General features: G+C 62.0%; 19 protein-coding genes and 1 pseudogene. 8 read left to right on the top strand and 12 right to left on the bottom strand.

The features are described from left to right. Window positions 1-2: 2 nt before the first annotated feature. Complete coding sequence (locus tag CO660_RS04440) at window positions 3-938, bottom strand: histone deacetylase family protein (protein WP_085777183.1); 936 nt, start codon at window positions 936-938, stop codon at window positions 3-5. Window positions 939-1,204: 266 nt separating this feature from the next. Between CO660_RS04440 and CO660_RS04435 the strand changes: the two genes are divergently transcribed. Beyond that, window positions 1,205-1,606: a thioesterase family protein gene (locus CO660_RS04435; RefSeq protein ID WP_085777184.1), complete on the top strand. Its 402-nt coding sequence runs from the start codon at window positions 1,205-1,207 to the stop codon at window positions 1,604-1,606. A gap of 293 nt (window positions 1,607-1,899) precedes the next feature. On the opposite strand, the gene CO660_RS04425 is transcribed toward CO660_RS04435, so the two are convergent. After that, the gene (locus CO660_RS04425) at window positions 1,900-2,550 is read right to left on the bottom strand and encodes a GntR family transcriptional regulator (protein ID WP_097597731.1); all 651 of its coding nucleotides are present in this window, start codon (window positions 2,548-2,550) and stop codon (window positions 1,900-1,902) included. A gap of 165 nt (window positions 2,551-2,715) precedes the next feature. Between CO660_RS04425 and CO660_RS04420 the strand changes: the two genes are divergently transcribed. The 3 genes and pseudogenes from CO660_RS04420 to CO660_RS04410 all read left to right on the top strand — a co-directional run bounded on the left by CO660_RS04420 (window position 2,716) and on the right by CO660_RS04410 (window position 7,093). Then, complete coding sequence (locus CO660_RS04420) at window positions 2,716-4,140, top strand: malonyl-CoA decarboxylase (protein ID WP_097597730.1); 1,425 nt, start codon at window positions 2,716-2,718, stop codon at window positions 4,138-4,140. Next, window positions 4,137-5,651 (top strand): malonyl-CoA synthase, encoded by a 1,515-nt coding sequence (locus tag CO660_RS04415; RefSeq protein WP_097597729.1) that lies wholly within the window; start codon window positions 4,137-4,139, stop codon window positions 5,649-5,651. The genes CO660_RS04420 and CO660_RS04415 overlap by 4 nt, the downstream gene beginning before the upstream one ends. Before the next feature lie 93 nt (window positions 5,652-5,744). Then, window positions 5,745-7,093, top strand: a pseudogene (locus tag CO660_RS04410) (SLC13 family permease). Window positions 7,094-7,186: 93 nt separating this feature from the next. Here CO660_RS04410 and CO660_RS04405 read toward each other — a convergent pair. Continuing rightward, window positions 7,187-7,573, bottom strand: a complete 387-nt coding sequence (locus CO660_RS04405) for an ectoine synthase (protein ID WP_085779980.1) — start codon at window positions 7,571-7,573, stop codon at window positions 7,187-7,189. 232 nt (window positions 7,574-7,805) lie between these two features. Between CO660_RS04405 and CO660_RS04400 the strand changes: the two genes are divergently transcribed. Then, window positions 7,806-8,699 (top strand): LysR substrate-binding domain-containing protein, encoded by an 894-nt coding sequence (locus CO660_RS04400; protein ID WP_097597728.1) that lies wholly within the window; start codon window positions 7,806-7,808, stop codon window positions 8,697-8,699. 587 nt (window positions 8,700-9,286) lie between these two features. Next, a complete protein-coding gene (locus CO660_RS04395; protein WP_097597858.1) occupies window positions 9,287-10,426 on the top strand; it encodes an acyltransferase in 1,140 nt (379 codons plus the stop codon). A 195-nt stretch (window positions 10,427-10,621) separates the two neighbouring features. Here CO660_RS04395 and CO660_RS04390 read toward each other — a convergent pair whose 3' ends face one another. From CO660_RS04390 to CO660_RS04380, 3 genes are read right to left on the bottom strand one after another with little or no spacing between them, the layout of a single operon-like run. Next, window positions 10,622-11,185, bottom strand: a complete 564-nt coding sequence (locus CO660_RS04390; protein WP_011424275.1) for a biotin transporter BioY — start codon at window positions 11,183-11,185, stop codon at window positions 10,622-10,624. Between the two features lie 24 nt (window positions 11,186-11,209). After that, entirely contained in the window at window positions 11,210-11,818 is a 609-nt protein-coding gene (locus CO660_RS04385; protein ID WP_097597727.1) for an energy-coupling factor transporter transmembrane protein EcfT, read from the bottom strand. After that, window positions 11,818-12,492, bottom strand: coding sequence for an ABC transporter ATP-binding protein (locus CO660_RS04380; protein ID WP_097597726.1), 675 nt, complete (start codon window positions 12,490-12,492; stop codon window positions 11,818-11,820). Before CO660_RS04380 ends, CO660_RS04385 begins: the two co-directional genes overlap by 1 nt. 312 nt (window positions 12,493-12,804) lie before the next feature. Here CO660_RS04380 and CO660_RS04375 point away from each other — a divergent pair, with 312 nt between their 5' ends. Further along, window positions 12,805-13,995, top strand: a complete 1,191-nt coding sequence (locus tag CO660_RS04375; RefSeq protein ID WP_097597725.1) for a winged helix-turn-helix domain-containing protein — start codon at window positions 12,805-12,807, stop codon at window positions 13,993-13,995. A 181-nt stretch (window positions 13,996-14,176) separates the two neighbouring features. On the opposite strand, the gene ribB is transcribed toward CO660_RS04375, so the two are convergent. Continuing rightward, window positions 14,177-15,280 carry a 3,4-dihydroxy-2-butanone-4-phosphate synthase gene (gene ribB, locus CO660_RS04370; protein WP_085777193.1) on the bottom strand — a complete coding sequence of 368 codons (1,104 nt, stop codon included), beginning with the start codon at window positions 15,278-15,280 and terminating at the stop codon, window positions 14,177-14,179. An 8-nt stretch (window positions 15,281-15,288) separates the two neighbouring features. Further along, window positions 15,289-16,386, bottom strand: a complete 1,098-nt coding sequence (gene aroC / locus CO660_RS04365; protein WP_097597724.1) for a chorismate synthase — start codon at window positions 16,384-16,386, stop codon at window positions 15,289-15,291. Between the two features lie 369 nt (window positions 16,387-16,755). Here aroC and CO660_RS04360 point away from each other — a divergent pair, with 369 nt between their 5' ends. Further along, window positions 16,756-17,016, top strand: a complete 261-nt coding sequence (locus tag CO660_RS04360) for a DUF1344 domain-containing protein (protein ID WP_003569889.1) — start codon at window positions 16,756-16,758, stop codon at window positions 17,014-17,016. Window positions 17,017-17,307: 291 nt separating this feature from the next. On the opposite strand, the gene CO660_RS04355 is transcribed toward CO660_RS04360, so the two are convergent. The 4 genes from CO660_RS04355 to CO660_RS04340 all read right to left on the bottom strand — a co-directional run bounded on the left by CO660_RS04355 (window position 17,308) and on the right by CO660_RS04340 (window position 20,807). Further along, window positions 17,308-17,898 carry a histidine phosphatase family protein gene (locus CO660_RS04355; protein ID WP_097597723.1) on the bottom strand — a complete coding sequence of 197 codons (591 nt, stop codon included), beginning with the start codon at window positions 17,896-17,898 and terminating at the stop codon, window positions 17,308-17,310. A 19-nt stretch (window positions 17,899-17,917) separates the two neighbouring features. Further along, window positions 17,918-18,736, bottom strand: a complete 819-nt coding sequence (gene fabI / locus CO660_RS04350) for an enoyl-ACP reductase FabI (RefSeq protein WP_064800910.1) — start codon at window positions 18,734-18,736, stop codon at window positions 17,918-17,920. Window positions 18,737-18,857: 121 nt separating this feature from the next. After that, on the bottom strand, window positions 18,858-20,018 hold the full coding sequence (locus tag CO660_RS04345) for a DnaJ C-terminal domain-containing protein (protein ID WP_097597857.1): 1,161 nt from the start codon (window positions 20,016-20,018) through the stop codon (window positions 18,858-18,860). A gap of 330 nt (window positions 20,019-20,348) precedes the next feature. Then, window positions 20,349-20,807, bottom strand: a complete 459-nt coding sequence (locus tag CO660_RS04340; protein WP_064800911.1) for an RT0821/Lpp0805 family surface protein — start codon at window positions 20,805-20,807, stop codon at window positions 20,349-20,351. Window positions 20,808-20,815: the final 8 nt, after the last annotated feature.

Raw genomic sequence — 20,815 nt, 5'->3', positions numbered from 1 at the left:
TCTCAACCCTTCATCATTCTCAGAATATGCATGCCCGCCGATTCGGCCAGCCCCTCGAGATCATAACCGCCTTCGAGCAGGCTGACGACCCGGTTCTTCGCGTGCCGGTCGGCCAGTTCCAGGACTCTGCCCGTCGCCCAGTCGAAATCCTCACCCGTCAGATTGATCTGCGCCAGCGGATCGCGGTGATGCGCGTCGAAGCCGGCGGAGATGATGATCAGATCCGGCCGGAAATCGTCGAGTGCCGGCAGCACCCGCGATTTGAACGCTTCGCGGAAATGATCGCTGCCGACATTCGGCGAAAGCGGCGCATTGACGATGGTATTGTGCTTGCCCTTCTCCTCCTTGGCGCCTGTGCCGGGATAGAGCGGCATCTGATGCGTCGAGCAGAACAGCACCGAGGCATCGTCCCAGAAGATATCCTGAGTGCCGTTGCCGTGATGCACGTCCCAATCGACGATGGCGACGCGCTCGGCGCCGTGCCTCTTCTGCGCATGGCGGGCGGCGATCGCCGCATTGTTGAAGAAGCAGAAGCCCATCGCCGTCATCTTCTCGGCATGGTGCCCGGGCGGACGGGCGGCGACGAAGACATTGTCGGCCTGGCCGGAAAAGACGTCGTCCACCGCCGCCATCGCGCCGCCGATGCCGGTCAGCGCCGCCTGCAGGCTCTTGACGCTGGCATAGGTATCGGCTTCGAGCTGGTTGATCCGATCCTCTTCCTCGGGAATCTCCCTTATGACAGCGGCAAGATGCTCCTCCGGATGGGCAAGCAGCACCGCATCCTCGCTCGCCTGCGGCGCCTGCCGGCGCTCCAGCCGTTCGAAATTCGGATGCTCCAGCGCGACGTTGATGGCGCGGATCCGGTCCGACCGCTCGGGGTGTCCGGCGGGCGTCACATGTTCCAGGAAGATCGGGTGTTCGTAAAGACGGGTGCTCATGGAGACACTCTATCGGCCGCTTCTGTCATGTTCCACAGCAGATGGGGCATCGCCCGCCGATTTCAACAAGTGCTCCCGCGGCGCTTGCGCACGCTACGGGACGCGAACCGTTGCTCGCAATATTTGCTCCGATCGCATCGTCATACCCGCGGCGCGCCTTCGAGAACCTGCAAGCCAGGCTCTAACGCTTTGAATCAAATCTGTTTCGATCCAATGAATTATGCAGTAATGTCGGTTTGGGGGAATGTTGTAAGGCAGTATTGTTGATGAGTGAGTCAAAGCGTCCTGGGGTGACGGAAATACGCGTGCCGTTTCGCGATGTCGATATGAACGGCAAGATGTTCCTGGCCTCCTATATTTCTTACGCTGAATCCGTCATTGCGAGCTTCTGGTCGGCACGGCCCGATGTAGACGACGAACCGCTCTATAGCGCCAGCAAGATCTCCTGCATGCTTCACCGCCCGCTGCACCATGACGAGCCGGCAATCTTCACCGCCGCCATCGACAAGATCGGCGTGCGCTCCATCGGCTTTTTGGTTTCGATCGACACGGGGGAGGAGCGCGCCGCCGAGGTCGAGATCATATGGCAGGCCCGCAACAGAGAGGACGAGCAGCCGGCCTCCCTGCCGGAGGAAACGCGCGACTGGCTCTATGGATTTTTGGATTAGGGGCGTTGCGGCAGGTAGCGATGAAGGACGAGCGAGAGACCGGTCGGTGGGACGCCGACGACGTCGTGAAGTTCATGTATGGAACACAAAGAGCCGCGCTGCTTCTGGCGCTGCGGGATTTCTGGAAAGCACTTCGCTCGGCCTGGCCGAATAAGAAAAAAACTTTCGTTTCCCCGCATCGTGGAGATGAACCTCAAGAGTAAGAGCCCGGTGCTTGCGGTTTTTACGCAGATGGTTTCCTTGATCTCCGCGATGCGGCTCGGTTTTCCGCCGGCTGAAATTTGGGCCTCTCGTCATCTCGACGCCATGCTGGCCACCAGATCGCTGAACCTCTCGCCCTGAATGCCGACATGCGTTCGAAGCAGGCGGCGGGCGGCATCTCCATCTCCGGCAAAGATCGCGTCGACGATGGCGCAATGTTCCGAGAAGGAGGTCGACAGGCGATTGCGCACGCGCAGCTGGAGGCGGCGGTACGGCCGCAGGCGTCGATGCAATTGCTGGCATTGCTCCTCAAGGAAATCGCTGCGGCTTGCCGCGTAGATCGCCTTATGAAATTCCTCATTGTCGTAATAATAGGCATCGCTGTCGCCGGCGCCGGCCGATTGTTCGCAGCGGCTGTGGGTGGCGGTGATCGCTTCCCGGGAGGCCTTGTCCAGCCGGCGTGCGGCGAGCGATCCCGCCAGGCCTTCGAGTTCCGCCATCACCTCGAACATCTCATAGATCCGGTGTGGCCCGGGATCTATCACGATCGCACCGCGGCGCGGGCGGATTTCGATCAGCCCGATGGCGTCAAGCTGCATCAACGCCTCGCGCACCGGCGTTCGCGAAACGCCGAAGCGATTGGCAAGCACCGTTTCATCAAGCCGTTCACCAGGGGCGAACTCGTAGGAAAGTATCGCGTTTTCAATCTCATCCCGAAGCCACCGGCCGGCATTCTCTGACATTTGTCTCGCATCCTTCATACACAATCGCCATTCTTGTATACACGAATGTTGACGCCGTGTACGAAAGATGACACTCTACATACTACCGATGAAGCCCGGTGATGGGAAGCAGATGGTCTGAATGGCCGCACAATACGGCTGGTCTTCGGAAGAGAGGAGAATGGCATGCCCGAGGCGTCTTTCTTCACCGACATGCTGCAAAGCATCACGGATCACGGTCGCCAGCTTTTGTTTTCCGGCTCGCGCAACACACAGGCCGCCGCCAAAGCCGATCTTCAGACCCTCTGTGAAATGCTGCTGTCGAGCCGGGGCGAAGCATCCGGCATGGCCCTTGCGGCCGAGATACTCGATCGCTGGGAGGCCCTCGACAGCGAGGGCGCGCAGGCATTCCTCCAGATGCTTCACGAAAAATTCGGGCCTGATGCGAGCAAGCTCGACCAGGCGATTGAACGCTACCGCACCGACAAGAGTTCGGCCGCCGTTATTGCGCTCCACCAGGCAGCCGAGCCGCGGCGGCAGGAGCTTCTGCGCCGGTTGAATCACGCGCCGAACGGCACCGCCACGCTCGTTCGCATGCGTCAGCAGCTGCTTGCTTCCAAAGACCGATCAGAAGCCTATGACGCGCTTGATGCCGACTTCACGCATCTGTTCGGCTCCTGGTTCAATCGCGGCTTCCTGACGCTGCGACCCATCGACTGGTCGACGCCGGCAAACATCCTGGAGAAGATCATCAAGTACGAGGCCGTGCATGAGATCGCCAGCTGGGAGGAGTTGCGCCGTCGCTTGGCGCCGGCCGACCGTCGATGCTTTGCCTTTTTCCATCCGCGACTGGCCGACGAGCCGCTCGTCTTCGTTGAGGTGGCGCTTACCCGATCCGTGCCGAAGGCGATCGCCGATGTGCTCGATGAGGGCAGGGAGCAGATCAATGCCGACGAGGCGACGACGGCCGTCTTCTATTCGGTCTCCAACTGCCAGGATGGCTTGCGCGGCATCTCCTTCGGCAATTTCCTGATCAAGCAGGTCGTGGAAGACCTGCGCCGCGACCTGCCCGGCCTGAAGAATTTCGTCACACTGTCGCCGGTCCCGGGCTTTGCCCGTTGGCTTGCCAAGGTGCGCGCCTCGGCAGACGGCCTGGTTCTATCCGAAGCGGCCCTGAAAACGCTGGCCTTGCTCGACGATCCGAACTGGCCCGGCAAGGAGAACGGCGCGGCCGAAGTGGAGCGCGTATTGCTGCCGCTTGCGGCGCGCTACTTCCTGACCGAGCGGACGCCGGAGGGCCGTCCCGTCGATCCCGTTGCCCGCTTCCATCTCGGCAATGGCGCGCGGCTTGAACGATTGAATTTCCTCGGCGACCGCTCGCCCAAGGCTATCCAGCAGGCGCACGGTCTGATGGTCAATTACCTCTACAAGCTCGACGACATCGTCGCCAACCACGAGGCGCTGGCGCAGCGCGGCGAAGTGATCGCCTCGCCCGCCGTCAAAAACCTGCTCAGCCAGAGCGATGACGGCCGCCGCGGCGGCCATGGCCAGCAGGGCTCTCGAGCATTCGTACAACTGATGAATTCCACGCTTGGAGGAGGGCGAAAGTGAGCAACCATCTTTTCGACGCCATGCGGGCCGCCGCGCCCGGCGACGCAGCGTTCATCCGGATCGATAGCACCCGCATATGGACCTATGACGACGCCTTCGCTCTTTCCGGCCGCATCGCCGGCGCGATGGACACGCTCGGCATCCGCCCCGGCGACCGGGTTGCGGTGCAGGTCGAAAAAAGCGTCGAGGCGCTCATCCTCTATCTCGCCTGTCTTCGCAGCGGTGCCGTCTACCTGCCGCTCAACACCGCCTATACGCTGGCCGAGCTCGACTATTTCATCGGTGATGCGGAGCCGCGTCTGGTGGTCGTCGCCCCGGCCGCCCGGGAAGGCGTGGAGACCATCGCCAAACGCCACGGCGCGATCGTCGAAACCCTCGACTCCGACGGTAGCGGCTCTTTGCTCGATCTTGCGCGCGACGAGCCGGCCGACTTTGTCGATGCCTCGCGCGCCGCCGATGATCTGGCCGCGATCCTCTACACCTCGGGAACAACGGGCCGTTCGAAGGGAGCGATGCTCACCCATGGAAATCTGCTCTCCAACGCCCTGACCCTGCGGGACTACTGGCGCGTCACATCAGATGACCGGCTGATTCATGCCCTGCCGATCTTCCACACGCACGGGCTCTTCGTCGCCACCAACGTCACCCTGCTCGCCGGCGCCTCGATGTTCCTGCTGCCGAAGTTCGACGCCGATGAGGTCGTTTCGCTGATGCCGCAGGCAACGATGCTGATGGGCGTGCCGACCTTCTATGTGCGCCTGCTGCAAAGCCCCCGATTCGGCAAAGAAGCGGCGGCCAACATCCGCCTGTTCATCTCCGGCTCGGCGCCGCTGCTGGCGGAGACGCATAACGCGTTCCAGGCGCGGACCGGCCATGCCATTCTTGAGCGCTACGGCATGACGGAAACCAATATGAACACGTCGAACCCCTATGACGGAAAGAGGATTGCCGGGACGGTGGGCTTGCCGCTGCCTGACGTGACGGTGCGCGTCACCGATCCCGCCAGCGGGCAGGTGCTGCCGCCTGAAGAAACCGGCATGATCGAGATCAAGGGGCCGAACGTCTTCAAGGGCTATTGGCGCATGCCGGAGAAAACCGCGGCCGAATTCACCGCCGACGGTTTCTTCATCAGCGGCGATCTCGGCAAGATTGATCGGGACGGCTATGTCCACATCGTCGGCCGCGGCAAGGATCTGGTGATTTCGGGCGGCTACAACATCTATCCGAAAGAGGTCGAGAGCGAGATCGACCAGATCGACGGTGTCGTCGAAAGCGCTGTGATCGGCGTGCCGCATCCCGATTTCGGAGAAGGCGTCACCGCCGTCGTCGTGTGCAAGCCTGGCGCCGTCCTGGATGAAAAGAGCATTGTCAGCGCCCTCCAAGACCGCCTCGCGCGCTACAAACAACCCAAACGCATCATCTTCGCCGACGACCTCCCGCGCAACACGATGGGCAAGGTTCAGAAGAACATCCTGCGGCAGCAATACGCCGATCTTTACACCAGGACGTAAGGCGACCGCCCTCTGGGAGGAGGGCGCGCCGGCATCCGCATCAAACTTGAACGCAACAGCTACGGCGCTGGAGGCGCCGGAGGGAGGGGAATCATGGGTATTGAAATACTGGCCATAGGCCTGTTGGTCGCGATGTTCATCATTGCGACGATCCAGCCGATCAACATGGGCGCGCTCGCTTTTGCCGGCGCCTTCCTTCTCGGCTCCATGACCATCGGCATGAAGACCGGCGATATTTTTGCCGGCTTCCCGAGCGATCTGTTCCTGACGCTCGTCGCCGTCACCTACCTCTTCGCCATCGCGCAGATCAACGGCACCATCGACTGGCTGGTCGAATGCGCCGTGAGCCTGGTGCGTGGACGCATCGGTCTGATCCCCTAGGTGATGTTCCTCGTCGCCGCCGTCATCACCGGTTTCGGCGCGCTTGGGCCGGCCGCAGTGGCCATTCTCGCCCCTGTGGCCTTGAGCTTTGCCATTCAGTACCGCATTCACCCGGTGATGATGGGTCTCATGGTGATCCACGGGGCGCAGGCAGGCGGCTTTTCACCGATCAGCATCTATGGCGGCATCACCAACCAGATCGTGGCGAAGGCCGGCCTGCCTTTCGCTCCGACGTCGTTGTTTCTCTCGAGCTTTTTCTTCAACCTGGCGATATCAGTGCTGGTGTTCTTCGCCTTCGGCGGCGCAAAGGTCATGAAGCACGCGCCGGCAACATCACCTGGCCCTTGCCCGAACTGCATCCCGAGGGCGTGTCGGCCTCGATCAGGGGCCACGGCGGCACGCCGGCAAAGCCGATCCGGGACCATGCCTACGGCACTGCGGCCGATACGGCGGCGACGCTGCGTCTGAACAATGAAAGAATCACCACCCTGATCGGCCTGACGGCGCTCGGCATCGGCGCCCTGGTTTTCAAGTTCAATGTCGGTCTGGTCGCCATGACCGTCGCCGTTGCGCTGGCGCTGCTGTCCCCGAAGACCCAGAAGGCGGCAATCGACAAGGTCAGCTGGTCGACCGTGCTTTTGATTGCCGGCATCATCACCTATGTCGGCGTCATGGAGAAGGCCGGTACGGTCGACTATGTCGCGAACGGCATATCCAGTCTCGGCATGCCGCTGCTGGTGGCGCTCCTGCTTTGCTTTACCGGCGCCATCGTCTCGGCCTTTGCATCCTCGACCGCGCTGCTCGGCGCCATCATCCCGCTTGCGGTTCCGTTCCTCATGCAGGGACATGTCAGCGCCATAGGCGTGGTCGCGGCCATCGCCATCTCGACGACGATCGTCGACACCAGCCCCTTCTCCACCAATGGCGCCCTCGTGGTTGCCAATGCGCCGGATGACAGGCGAGAGCAGGTCCTCAAGCAACTGCTGATCTATAGCGCGCTGATTGCCATTATCGGCCCGATCGTCGCCTGGTTGGTGTTCGTCGTGCCGGGGCTGGTTTGACGGCCACCGCCGAACCCATCGCTTTCCGCCGCGGACCATCGCCCGCGGCGGCGAAAAACCTGAACGGCGTGGTGTGCGGGCGGGGCGGCCGGCTCAGTATTCCGAACCGCTTCTATTGCTTAGATCGTGACGTTCCGTGCCATTCAATGGTGGATTGAAGACGCTGACGAGGATGAGATCCTCATCCTTGCCACCCCGCAAATAGTGCCGATCGTGTTTGTCGAGAACGTAGATATCGCCGGCGCGGATGGGGAAGACATTGCCGTCCATATCCTCGACCTCGCCTGCTCCCTGGATGCAGTAGCAGGCCTCCAGATGGTTGCGGTACTGCAGCAGGGCTTCGGTGTTGGCGCGAACAACGGTGTGGCAAACCGTAAACCCCATCCCGTCATCCCTGGTCAGCAGACGGTGGCTTGTGCCATTGCCCCAATCGACGAAACGCTCGGTCTGCTCGACTTCTCTCAGGCTTCTCACAAACATGTTCGTCTCCTCGCGACTGGCTGAGATGTGTTGATCTCCGTGATCCATTAGGCACTGCAGCCGCGACTCTTTCAAATGATCTAATTTGAGAGACTTGTTAGAATATTCTACACATAATCTGGCCCGGGCCGAGAGTGATCGGATATTCTCCGGCATGTTCGGAGTGATACTAAAAGATTTGACATATCGGGCGGCCAATGGATCCTGCTGCTTATGTGAGGAATTCGAACATATGCAACTGCCGCCGCTGAACGCATTGAGAGCCTTCGAAGCAACCGCCCGGCTCATGAGTCTTTCAAAGGCCGGAGACGAACTGCACGTGACCCATGCCGCGATCAGTCACCAGATCAAACATCTGGAGACATGGATGGGACGCAAGCTGCTGCAAAAATCCGGACGCGGCGTTGCACTGACGCCGGCGGGTGCCGAATATTATCTGGCCGTCTCGGGCTCGCTGGCCGCCATCGACCACGCCACCGGCAACATGCGCAGAGACCACAATATGCGTTCGATAACCGTGGGATGCATTCCTTCGATCGCGTCGCGCTGGCTGGTTCCGGCACTTCCATCTTTTCGGGAGAGCGATCCTGATCTTGATGTCAGGATCGTCTATGCAAAAGCGGAAGAGCGCTTCGATGACGAAAGCCTGGATGTTCTCATTACCATGGGAGAAGACGTGTCAGGGGGACGGGAGAGCCGCCTGCTTTTCTCCAGGCGCAACCAGCCGGTGGCCAGCATTCATTATTTGGCAAAGCGAAACTGGGTGGCCGACGGCGTTCCCTTTGCGGCAGCCGAACTGCTGCACGATGAATCCATTGACGGCTGGAAAGAATGGTTCCGAAAGGCTGAGATAACGGCGCCCGACCCGCTTCGCGGGCCGATATTCCAGGACTTCAACATTCTTGCCACGGCGGTAATCGCTGGGCATGGCGTCGCACTATGCCCTGTCGAAGTGTTCCGGCGAGAGATCGATCGCGGCGACCTCGTTGTGCTCTCGGACATTTCGACGGCAGAGACTCAAGGCTATTACCTGATCACCAGCTCCTGGGCGAAGAAGCCGGTTCGCCGCTTTGCGGAATGGTTCACGGCGGAGTGTCGATCCGGCGGCCCGCCGACCATGGAATAGGCTGGAAACCACGGGGCCCGGCTCGTTTTGACCCGAGCTGAAATGTCATGAAAGTTTCATATTGGTGCTATTGCGGCGATTGAAAAATAATCTACACTTTTGATCAGGAAACGCGATTTCCTGAAGCAAACGAAAGGAAACTGATTGGATTCATATCTTCTGACGACCCTGCTCGTTGCAGGCCTCCTCGCTTTCGCCGTAACCGCGGTAAAAGCCGGAACAACTGCCCAGACCACCGCAAATACCAGGCGCAGTCCCGATTCGGGTGGCGATGGCGGAATTGGGTTCGAGGTCTCTGATGATGGGGGCGGCGACGGAGGTGGCGGAGACGGTGGAGGAGACTAGATCAAACGGAAATCGATAGCATGCCCGACCGCCTCAAGGCGGTTTTTTGTTGCCCGAACTCCACTCCGTACCAGGCCTCCAAATAGGCCGGAATGTCAGGCCCGCTCGAGGATTGCGGAACTGATCTGACGGGCGAATAGACGAACGGATCCGACACGCAATCCAATTTATGGGTCGTCACAGGAAACTCGAGCCCTATGTCTGTCGAGGCGGGCTGGGCGAAGGTGTTGGAGACAATCAATATGGCTAAATCTGCGGCGGGAAACCCGTATATTTACGGGATCGACGCACTGCGCTTTGCATGTGCCCTGATGGTGACAGTGTTCCATCTCGGATTTACTTCCTGGGCCTCGCCTTTATATCTCAGACCGTACAAAATGCCGGCGATCGAGAATGTCGCCCAGCCCGGATGGGTCGGCGTCGAATTGTTCTTCGTCATATCGGGCTTCGTCATCGTCAATTCCGCCGCTTCCGCCAGCGCCCTGTCATTTCTCAAGGGGCGTATTCTGCGGCTCTATCCGGCGGTATGGATCTGCGCATCGCTGACGCTGATCGTCATTGCCACACAGGACGTCAACTGGCGCATCCTCATGAACTATCTGCGCTCGATCACGCTCTATCCCGGGGGGCCCTGGATCGATGGCCAGTATTGGACCCTGGCATGCGAGATTTGCTTCTACGCCATCGTCTTCATCATGTGCGCGACCGGGCAGAAGACGAGGATGTCCGCCCTGGCGCTCGGCCTGTCGCTGGCCAGCGCGGCTTTCATCGCGCTGTCTTACGCCGTTCCCGATGCAGCCATACAGGACATGTTCACCGAGACCGCCTGGCGGGCCATCCCCTTTTACTACGGCTGCCAATTTGCCGTCGGCATCTATATCTGGCTGCTGTCCCAAGGCCGGATGAGTGGGATATCCTGGCTGGGCTTCTTCTGCGCCTTGGCCGCGGGGGGCGCCCAGATCTACATGGCCGGAGAGAACAGCAGCGACCGCACGCTCACCGCAGCGGGTCATTCTTTCTCCTCCTTTCCCGCAATCGCAATCTGGCTGGCTGGATTGATATCGATCGTCGCAAGCGTCGGCTATGCCAAGCGGATCAGCCGTCTGCCAACCCTGTTGCTTCGATCGGTGAAAACCTTCGGCGCGATGACTTATCCGCTCTATCTCCTGCATCTCGCCATCGGCGTCCAGCTTCTCGACTGGCTGACCGCCCGCGGAATGGCGCCGCTGCTGGCACTGGCTTTGGCCGTCGCGATCATCTGCGCCATGTCGCTTGCCGTATGCAAATGGGGAGAGCCGCCGATGCGGAGCCTTTTGCGAGGATTGCTCGATCGGCTTGGGCAACGGGCTGCCGTTTTTCTGGCGAGGGAGTCTCGGGTCTAGGGGTAAAATCGAGGAGAGGGAGTAGGCCCGAGGCGCAATGATGTCCGAATTCCCCCTTCTCGGCTCTTGCCTCGACCTTGACCCCACTCTCCGTCCTGCTCGGGCTTGCCCGAGCATCCATGCGACATCCTCTAATACGCAGTGGCCACCTTCGGTGGAAGGCGGCCACTGACGGTATGGATAGGCCCTAAACGCTCAAGCGCGCGCCGGCAGCAGGGGATAGCCGACCATGACGGCGCGGCCGAGCAGGGCGGCGACGACGGCCTTGATCACATCGCCCGGAATGAAGGCCATGGAGCCGACGAAGGCTTTCGTGAAGCCGAGGCCTGCGACGGTCGCGAGATAGGTGATGCCAAAGGCGTAGAGCACGACGATGCCGCCGATCATGGCGGCGAGGAAGAAGCTCACCGTCTGCACCAGGCCGGATTGCCCATGGTTGACTAGGCGCTCGCTGAGATAGCCGGTGACGAAGGCGCCAAAGATCCAGCCGACGAGGAAGCCAGCTGTCGGCGAGGCGAAGATCGCCAGGCCGCCGCGGCCGCCGGAAAGCACCGGCAGGCCGATCGCGACGAGCAGCAGCACGATCAGCACGGCGATCGCGCCGCGCCGGGCGCCGAGCACGACGCCGGCCATCATGACGCCGAGCGACTGGGCGGTGATCGGCACCGGAATGAAGCCGAGCGAGATCGGCGGCAGCAGGCCGAGCGCCACGATGATCGCGGCAAAGAGGGCGGTAAGGACGAGGTCGCGGGTGCTCATCATGAACTCCGTATTAAAAAATCGTTAACTTCCATGCCGCCGAATGCGGCGCGCGTCAATCGCCGCGGCGACATTATCCGCGTCCTTCAGCGTCAGAATGATCAGCGGCGCAAGCATACTTGTCGGCCGGACCTTCAGCCCACGCGCCATGTGCGCCTCGCGGATCGCCTGGTAACGGTTGACGATCTCAGGCACGAAGCGCAGCACCAGTCCGAGAGCAAGGCCGATATCGTCGGCCTGAACCCGGCCGGTGCGTTCGAGCGGGCGGGCAAGCGCCGTCACCTCGTCGATGAACTCGGTAATTGAAGTCGTCGCCGTCACGCTGGCGGCGAGAAGCATCAGCGCCGTCAACCGTAGCACGGGCACGAGCGCCGCCTGCCAGGGATTGAAGATGAAGTTGAAGAGAGCGACGACCGCAATCGTCAGGAAGATCGGCCGCAGCCGTCGCAACGCCTCGCCAAGCGGCAGGCCGACCGTGCCGTAGAGCACCGCCGCCACCAGCACGGCGCCCGAGAGCAGGAGGAGATTGTGGCCGATGAACAGCAGGATGGCGAAGGCCGTCAGCGACAGGAGCTTTACCCGCGGCGAGAGCCGGTGCATCGGGCTGTTGCCTTCGACGTAGAGCGTCTGCATCAGGCGGCGATCTCCCGATAGCGGGCGACCGCTTCGGCCGCAGGCGCATCGGCGGCAAGCCGCCCTTCGTGAAACACGAGCACCCGATCGAAACCGGCAATCAGCTCAAGGTCGTGGGTGATGACGATGGCGCTTTCCGGCAGTCCGGCGATGATCCTCTCGACCAGCCCCCGGTTTTTGAGATCGAGCTGGTTGGTCGGCTCGTCAAGGATGAGAATGCCCGGGCCGGTCGCCAACACCGAGCAGAGCGCCGCCAGCTGGAGCTCGCCGCCGGAAAGCTCGTGCGCCCGGCGATCGGCTAGCGCCTCGGCGCCGAAGCGGGCCAGCACGCCTTGGACCCTTGCCTCGACCTCAGCCTTGCTGAAGCCGCGCCGCTTCAGTCCGAAGGCGATGTCGTCCTTGACGATCGGCAGGATGATCTGGTTCTGCGGCGACTGGAAGATGAAGCCGACATCGGCGCCAACAGTCTTCTCGTCGGCCGTGTCGCGGCCGTTGACCATGACGCGGCCGGTGGTCGGCTTGGTCAGCCCATTGATCAGCCGCGCAAAGGTGGTCTTGCCCGAGCCATTCAGTCCGATGATGCCAATCCGTTTGCCGGTGATGCCGAGCGTCAGCGGCTCGAGCGCCACCCGCGCCCCGAAACTGACACCGGCGCCTTCGAAGCGAATATCCAAACTAATTCCCTCGCATTTTCTACCGGAGGGGTTGCCGATGCCGGCCCCTCATCCGCCTGCCGGCACCTTCTCCCCGTAAACGGGGCGAAGGGACCATGCCGCGCCCTCTCGGTTCCCCGCGGGCCCCTCGCAGGGCACATCCCCTCGCCCCGTTTACGGGGAGAGGGTTAGGGTGAGGGGCAGCCATTGGCGCCAACCCGACAGCAGTGCTTCTATACGGGGAAGCTAGGATGATGAAAGCGCAAATCGCGATGCCGACATTTGGGCGGATAATCGGGTGGCTAGGAAGATTTTCCGCGTTATGATGTGGCCATGACGAATCTGCTTTCCAATTCCGATGCCCGCCGTGTCTTTCTTGCCAAGCAGGGCCTCAGCGCCTCACCGAACCGCGCCTTGACCAAGGCCGGCCTGCTGCAGTTGATCCACGATCTCGGCTTTGTCCAGGTGGACAGCATCCAGACGGTGGAGCGGGCGCATCATCAGATCCTGTTTTCCCGCAACCAGACCTATCGGCGCGAGCATCTGAAGGCACTGCTCGAAAAGGAGCGTGCGCTGTTCGAGCACTGGACGCACGACGCCTCCATCCTGCCCAGCGCCTTCTTCGTCTATTGGAAGCACAAGTTCCGCCACCAGGAGAAAGTCCTCGTCGAGCGCTGGCGCAAGTGGCGCGGCGAGGGTTTCGAGGCGGCATTCGAGGAGACCTATGAACGTGTGCGGCGCGACGGCGCGATGCTGGCGCGCGACGTCAAGGCCGATGGCCACGTCTCCGGCGGCTGGTGGAACTGGCATCCGAACAAGACGGCGCTCGAATATTTCTGGCACACCGGCAAGTTCGCCATCGCCGGCCGCTCGAATTTCCAGAAGATCTATGATCTGACCGAGCGCGTTATCCCCGCTGAATTCCGCGAGCCGGAGGTGAGCCGCGAAGACTTCGTCGATTGGGCCTGCCGCAGCGCGCTTGCCCGCCTCGGTTTCGCCACCCACGGCGAGATCGCAGCCTTTTGGAACCTGGTCTCGCCCGACGAGGCCAAGGGCTGGGTATCAGCCCATCGTGACGAGCTGACCGAAGTGCTGATCGAACCGGCGCCCGGCGGCAAGCCTCGCCCGTCCTGGGCCTTTGCCGACTTTCTCTCGACGCTCGACACCTATCCGGACGCTCCGCCGCGCATCCGCGTACTCAGCCCCTTCGACCCGATGATCCGCGACCGCAACCGCACCGAACGCCTGTTCGGCTTCTTCTATCGCATCGAGGTCTTCGTGCCCGAAGCCAAGCGCGAATATGGCTATTACGTCTTCCCGCTGCTCGAAGGCGACCGCCTGATCGGCCGCATCGACATGAAGGCGGACCGCAAGAAATCGACCCTCGACGTCAGGCGGCTTTGGCTGGAACCGGGTGTCAAGGCTTCAGCCGGGCGGCTGGAGCGGCTGGAGGCCGAGCTGGATCGGGTGGCGCGGTTTGCGGGTGTGGAGAAGGTGGTGTTGCTCGAGGGGTGGAGAGGATAATTTCCTCGAGAGAGCGCATCAGATTGCCCCTCACCCTAACCCTCTCCCCGTAAACGGGGCGAGGGGACGTGCCAAACGTTGAGATGGAGGACGCCGGTGCGACATGTCCCCTTCTCCCCGCGGGCGGGGAGAAGGTGCCGGCAGGCGGATGAGGGGCTGCCATCCGGCTTTCGTTTGACCCTCAGCAGATCTCCGTCTTGCTGATTTTGATGCCGAAACCTTCCAGGCCGACATAGTGGCGCTCGCGGCTGGTGAGCAGCTTGATCGAGCTGACGCCGAGATCCTTGAGGATCTGGGCGCCGAGGCCGATTTCCAGCCATTCGCTCTCGCGCGTCTGCGCCTCGGCATGGGCTTCGCGGCCCTGGTTGCGGGCCTTGCGGCCATTGTCGTAATGGCCGACGCCGACGGAGCCCTCGCGCAGATAGACGATGATGCCGCGGCCTTCGGCGGCGATCTTCTCCATGTAGAAGTCGACCGGGCTGTTCTTGCCGAAGAGATCCTCGGCGACATTTTCCGGATGCAGGCGCACCGGAATGTCGACGCCGTCGCGGATGTCGCCGAAGACGACGGCGAGATGCTGCATCGGGTCCCAGGGCAGGGCATAGGTGTGGGCCTTGGCCTTGCCGAACGGCGTGTCGATGTCGAAGCTCGCGCCGTGCTCGACCAGCGTTTCCTTGCGCTGGCGATAAGCGATGAGGTCGGCGACGGAGACGAGCTTCAGCCCGTGCTTCTCGGCGAAATCGACAACCTGCGGCCCGCGGGTGACGGTGCCGTCGTCATTGACCAGTTCCGAGATGACGCCGATCGGCGGCAGGCCGGCGAGCCGGCAGAGATCGACGGCCGCTTCCGTATGGCCCGAGCGCATCAGCACGCCGCCTTCGCGCGATACCAGCGGGAAGATATGGCCGGGACGGACGAAATCGGCGGCCCCGACATTCGGATTGGCGAGGTTGCGCACCGTCAGCGTCCGGTCGTCGGCCGAGATGCCGGTCGTCGTGCCGTGCTTGAAATCCACCGAGACGGTGAAGGCGGTCGTGTGGGCCGAATCGTTTTCCGCCACCATGGCGTTGAGGTTGAGGCGCTTGGCCTCTTCCTTCGGCATGGGTGCGCAGACGATGCCTGAGGTGTGGCGCACGATGAAGGCCATCTTCTCCGGCGTGGTGTGGACGGCGGCGACGATCAAATCGCCCTCGTTCTCGCGGTCATTGTCGTCCATGACGACGACGATTTCGCCCGCCTCGAAGGCCCTGATGGCGTCGACGACGCGCTTCTGATCGTAAGACATGGACGCTCCTATTTCAGACGGCCTGTCTGGCCGCGGTCGCGAAGGTAATGATCGGTAATGGCGCAGGCGACCATCGCCTCGCCGATCGGTACGGCGCGAATGCCGACGCAGGGGTCGTGTCGGCCCTTCGTGCGCACGTCGACATTCTTGCCATCGGCGTCGATCGACTGACGTTCGGTCAGGATCGACGAGGTCGGCTTAACGGCGAAACGCGCCACGATCGGCTGTCCGGTCGAGATCCCGCCGAGAATACCGCCGGCATTGTTGGAAAGGAAGATCGGCGTGCCGTCATTGCCCATGCGCATCTCGTCGGCATTGTCTTCGCCTGAGGTTTCGGCAGCGGCAAAACCATTGCCGATCTCCACACCCTTGACGGCATTGATCGACATCAGCAGCGAGGCGATATCCTGGTCGAGCTTGGAATAGATCGGCGCGCCGAGACCTGCGGGCACCCCTTCGGCGATCACTTCGATAACAGCGCCGATGGACGAGCCGGCCTTGCGGATGCCGTCGAGATATTCCTCCCAGACCGGCACGATTGCCGCATCCGGCGAGAAGAACGGGTTTTGTCCGACCTGGTCCCAGTCCCAGTTGCTGCGGTCGACCTTGTGTTTGCCGATCTGCACCAGGGCGCCGCGCACGGTGACACCTGGCACGACGAGGCGGGCGATGCCGCCGGCCGCAACCCGGGCGGCGGTCTCGCGCGCCGAGGAGCGGCCGCCGCCGCGATAGTCGCGAATCCCGTATTTGAGGTCATAGGTATAGTCGGCATGGCCGGGCCGGTATTGCCGAGCGATCTCGCCATAATCCTTGGAGCGCTGGTCGGTGTTCTCGATCAGCATGGAGATCGGCGTGCCTGTGGTCGTCATCGTCTCGCCGTCGGCATCGAGCATGACGCCGGACAGCACCTTCACCAAGTCGTCCTCGCGCCGCTGCGTGACGAAGCGGGATTGGCCGGGCTTGCGCTTGTCGAGCCAGACCTGGAGGTCTTCGAGCTTGAAGCGCAGACCTGGAGGGCAGCCGTCGACGACGCAGCCGAGCGCCGGGCCATGGCTTTCGCCCCAGGTGGTTACGCGGAAGAGGTGACCGAATGTATTGTGTGACATGTGTTCCCACGGCGGCGCCTGAGCGCCGGTCGCCGCCGGCCGCGCCATTGCTTGAAAAGGCGCGACACTCATAGGCCAAAAAACCGCCGAGGCAAAAGCCTTTCTTTGCGTCAAACCGGCAGCGGCGGAAATGCTGTTTCGCTCCTTTGCGGCAGCATGGCCGTCACGAAGCCAGCCGCCATCCAGTTCCGGCCGCAGCGGCGGTGAGATCAGCGAGGGAAGCGCGTGGTTAACGCAGCGCCTTGATTATGTTTAAAATGCCATTCATCAATTGGGCGGGAAAAGCCATTCTTACGGGCAATTTTCGCCATATTCAGGAGATTATCTGTGGCCAGTGTTCTCGTGCAGCGTTTCAAGAGGATTGTTGCCATGCGTTTCGTCGTCGCCACGCTTTTGGCCACAGCAAGTTTCCTGTCGCCGATGAGCGGTTTTGCCGAGAGCGCCGATGTCGAGGCGACGATCAAGAAGGTCGACACGGCCAATCTCGTGCTGACGCTCGACGATGGCAAGACCTATCAGGCGCCGGAGGAATTCAATTTCGACGGCCTCGAAGCCGGCGTGAAGGTCATCGTCTTCTACACCGAGGTCGACGGCAAGCGCGTCATCAACGATCTCGATATCGTCAAGTAGGCAGTTTCCGGAGAATGGTCGTGTGAGGTTGGCGCCAATGGCTGCCCCTCACCCTAACCCTCTCCCCGCTCGCGGGGCGAGGGACTTGCCCCACGAGAGCGAGTGGACCGGAGAGGGCGCGGCACGTCCCTTCGCCCCGCGAGCGTGGGTCCGAAGGACGGGTCGCACGTGGCTCGACCCCGGTTCGGTGGCGGCAGCCGGATGAGGGGCTCATATCGGCGATCTCCCCCGGGCCGAACAACTCGCTCCCATCCCAATCCGACCAACACTGAGCGCAGCGCCCTGCGATGCCTACAGCCAGACGATTGTCCGCTCGCGCGTATCGATCCTGACGATCCGGTCCTGTGGTATACCGCCTTCGGCGGCGGTGCTCTTAGGCAGGTCGGCAATCGCCTGGAACAGCGTGCGGATGACGCCGCCATGGGTGACGCAGACAGTCGGGCGATCGACGGAGTGCAGCCATGCGCTTGTGCGCCAGGAGAGGATCTCGTAGCTCTCCGCATCGTCGCCGGGTGGAATGAAATCCCATTTCGAGGCATTGCGTTCGGCCACCCGCTCGGCCTGCGTCGCCCTCAGTTCCTTGAGCGTCGAGCCCTCCCAGTCTCCGAAGGAAATCTCCACCAGCCTCGGATCGGTGCGATAGGCAAGCGGCGGCAGTCCCATGGCCGCGCGCATGATTTCCATCGTTGCGCGCGTGCGTCCGAGCGGGCTTGCGACAAAATCGAATTCGCCGACCGTATCGCCGAGGATCTTGGCCAGCTCGATGCCGTTCTGCCGGGCCTGTTCCAGGCCGATGGCGTTCATCGGCACATCCTTCTGGCCCTGCAGGCGACGCTCGGCATTCCAGTCGGTCTGACCGTGTCTGATCACGTAGATGAGCACGGTCTCGACTCCGGGGGACTTAGTCCTTGACGACCGAAATATCCGGCGCGTCGACCGCCTTCATGCCGATGACATGATAGCCGCTGTCGGCGTGATGCACTTCACCGGTGACCGAGCGCGACAGGTCGGACAGCAGATAGAGGCCGACGTCGCCCACTTCCTCGATGGTGACCGTGCGGCGCAGTGGGGCATTATATTCGTTCCACTTCAGAATATAGCGGAAATCGCCGATGCCGGAGGCGGCGAGCGTCTTGATCGGCCCGGCCGAAACGGCGTTGACGCGGATGTTCTGCGGCCCGAGATCGACGGCGAGATATTTGACGCTCGCTTCGAGCGCGGCCTTGGCGACGCCCATGACATTATAGTTCGGCATGACCTTTTCGGCGCCGTAATAGGTTAGCGTCAGCATCGAGCCGCCGTCCGTCATCAGCTTCTCGGCGCGGCGTGCGACCGAGGTGAAGGAGTAGACGGAAATCTGCATCGTCTTGGTGAAATTGTCGGGCGAGGTGTCGATGTAGCGGCCGGTCAGCTCGTCCTTGTCGGAAAAGCCGATCGCATGCACGAGGAAATCGATCTTGCCCCACAGCTTTTCGACATTTTCGAAAACCGCGTCGATGGTGGATTCGTCGGCGACATCGCAGTGGCCGACGAGCGTCGCGTCGATCTCGGCTGCAAGCGGCTCGACACGCTTCTTCAGCGCATCGCCCTGATAGGTGAGCGCGACTTCTCCGCCCTGCGCATGAATGGCCTTGGCAATACCCCACGCAATCGAACGATTGTTGGCGACACCCATGATGACGCCGCGTTTGCCTGCCATGAGGCCGGATGCTTGAGCCATATTTCGCTCCCTAGGATTCTGATCGATCCTGCCTATGGCATAGGCCGTTAATCGGTTCAAGCTTGGCCTGGATCATCAACTGTTAGGGATCGTAACAAAGGGTGCGAATGTCATGAAAATTTCACAGGAACAGGCCTTCGCGCATACTCCGCATGAGATCTGTGATCTTATCGTCGGGTTTTTCCCACAGGATGATGCGCAATTCGACGACGAGATCGCCTCTGCTGCCGTCTTCCCGCGGCAATCCCTGGCCGGGAATCGCGATCGTCTTGTCCGAGCCCGACCATGCGGGAACGGTGATATCAAGCGGCCCGGCCGGGCCTTCGATGCGCGCCTCGGTGCCGAGCACGGCATTCTCGATACTGATCGGCAGCACGGCGTGCAGGTCGAAACCATCGACGCTGAAGCGCGGATCGGGGGCGATGCGGATATTGACGACGGCATCGCCGCGCTGCATGCCCGGCAGCTTGAAGCCCTGTCCCTTGAGCCTGATCTCGTGACCATCCGTGGTGCCGGCCGGCAGCACGAAGCCGATTTCGCGGCCCTCCGGCAACGACGCGTTGATCCAGCCGCTTTTCAGCACGTCGTCGATCGTGACCGTCGCCGTCGTGACCTCGTCCGGCGCTTTGTCGAGGCCGCTATCCTTGGCGCCGGTGAAACGGCGCACCAGCGATGTCAGGATGCTGAGCGGCAGCGACAGGTTGGCGGCATTGTTTGATGTCTCGCCGGGTTCCTCCTCGGCTTCGGGGGCCTCGCCATCCACACGTTTGCCCGCTTCGGACTGTGTCTGGCCCTGCGTCTGCTGGGACTGCGTCTGCTGGGCGCGGCCCTGCGCCTGGCCGCCCGCCGCAGCGCGTGTCTGCGCGCCGAAAATGCGCTCGACCATCTCCTCGGCACCTTCGCCGGTGCCGGCCTGCTGTTTTGGGCCTTCGGCCGCGGCCTTCTGGGCAGCCCGGGCAAGCTCTTCCATCACCCGCTCGGCATTGGCCTGCGCCGCCTTGGCGCGGGCCGCAGCCTCGCGCGCGGCCTGGCGCTGCTGCATGATCGTCTGTTCCTGCTTCTTGGCTTCCGCCACCCGCACGGCATTGTCGAACAGGCTGCGTTTGCGCGGGTCTCTCAGCGTTTCGTATGCGCGGCCGATCTCGGCGAACCGCGCCGTCGCCGTCGGATCGTCCTGATTGTGGTCGGGATGGGCTGCTTTGGCCATGTTGCGCCAGGCCGCCTTGATCTCTTCTGCCGCCGCGTCGCGTTTGACGCCCAGAATTTTGTAAGGATCGCGCATGTCAAAACCGCCGGTGTTGCGATGCGGGTGACGCCTGTCCTTGCCCGGCATCCCCGCCCAATATCGAAGTCCAATATCAACATGTAAGGCGCCACCGGCCGCAAAGGCAGGCAGAGCCACTCTCGACACCGATCGTGCGGCCGAGTTGCTAATCACTTCTTATTTCCGTGGAGAGATGGGGAGTGTTTTGCCGTAAATGGTTAGCTCTTTGCTAAGCATTCGCGACAAAGCCGGCGGCCGTTAACTGTCGCGCGCCGAATCGGTTGCGGCAGATCAAATTTCCCGCCGGACATTAACTTTCACGCCGGAAATTAGCTTTCCCGCCGGAAATTAACTTTCCGGCTGGAAGCTCAGCAGCTGCCAGTTGCCGCCGCCGACGAGGCAGGTCTTGCCGTAGAATTTGGCGATCCCGACATAGGAATGCCGCGTCGTGCGGAACTGCCGGCAGACCTGGCCCGATTCGTTGTTTTCGACGATCGTATCGATGACGCCGGCGCTGCCGGTCGATGCATTCGCCCAGGGAAGCGGCTGGCCTTCGAGCTTGTGCACATCGGCCGAGGTCACGGCGTTGCGCACTGTCATCTCGTCCGAAAGCGTGTCGGTGCTCGGCGGCGTCTGCGGCACGGTGCCGGTGGCTACCGACCGGTCGACCTTGGCTTCGCTCAAGAAATCCATCCCGCCCGCGAGGCAGCCGGAAAGCGACAGCATTGCGGCGCCGACAACCAGGAAGACGCTGCTGCGTTGCCGCAGGCCCTTTGTATGGCGATATGACTTTGCTATGACTTCCACCCTGCGTC

It is taken from the genome of Rhizobium sp. L9 (genome assembly GCF_002531885.1).
Classification (GTDB): Bacteria; Pseudomonadota; Alphaproteobacteria; order Rhizobiales; family Rhizobiaceae; genus Rhizobium.
Note: the sequence above shows the minus strand (reverse complement) of the source record. Positions and strands in the feature narration are given on the sequence as shown.

Coding starts and splice junctions, on each gene's coding strand:
- CO660_RS04405 (WP_085779980.1), bottom strand. CDS start 7,573: ATGTTTGTGAGAAGCCTGAGAGAAGTCGAGCAGACCGAGCGTTTCGTC.
- CO660_RS04400 (WP_097597728.1), top strand. CDS start 7,806: ATGCAACTGCCGCCGCTGAACGCATTGAGAGCCTTCGAAGCAACCGCC.
- aroC (WP_097597724.1), bottom strand. CDS start 16,386: ATGTCACACAATACATTCGGTCACCTCTTCCGCGTAACCACCTGGGGC.
- CO660_RS04375 (WP_097597725.1), top strand. CDS start 12,805: ATGACGAATCTGCTTTCCAATTCCGATGCCCGCCGTGTCTTTCTTGCC.
- CO660_RS04385 (WP_097597727.1), bottom strand. CDS start 11,818: ATGCAGACGCTCTACGTCGAAGGCAACAGCCCGATGCACCGGCTCTCG.
- fabI (WP_064800910.1), bottom strand. CDS start 18,736: ATGGCTCAAGCATCCGGCCTCATGGCAGGCAAACGCGGCGTCATCATG.
- CO660_RS04345 (WP_097597857.1), bottom strand. CDS start 20,018: ATGCGCGATCCTTACAAAATTCTGGGCGTCAAACGCGACGCGGCGGCA.
- CO660_RS04360 (WP_003569889.1), top strand. CDS start 16,756: ATGCGTTTCGTCGTCGCCACGCTTTTGGCCACAGCAAGTTTCCTGTCG.
- CO660_RS04440 (WP_085777183.1), bottom strand. CDS start 938: ATGAGCACCCGTCTTTACGAACACCCGATCTTCCTGGAACATGTGACG.
- CO660_RS04425 (WP_097597731.1), bottom strand. CDS start 2,550: ATGTCAGAGAATGCCGGCCGGTGGCTTCGGGATGAGATTGAAAACGCG.
- CO660_RS04395 (WP_097597858.1), top strand. CDS start 9,287: ATGGCTAAATCTGCGGCGGGAAACCCGTATATTTACGGGATCGACGCA.
- ribB (WP_085777193.1), bottom strand. CDS start 15,280: ATGTCTTACGATCAGAAGCGCGTCGTCGACGCCATCAGGGCCTTCGAG.
- CO660_RS04435 (WP_085777184.1), top strand. CDS start 1,205: ATGAGTGAGTCAAAGCGTCCTGGGGTGACGGAAATACGCGTGCCGTTT.
- CO660_RS04420 (WP_097597730.1), top strand. CDS start 2,716: ATGCCCGAGGCGTCTTTCTTCACCGACATGCTGCAAAGCATCACGGAT.
- CO660_RS04390 (WP_011424275.1), bottom strand. CDS start 11,185: ATGAGCACCCGCGACCTCGTCCTTACCGCCCTCTTTGCCGCGATCATC.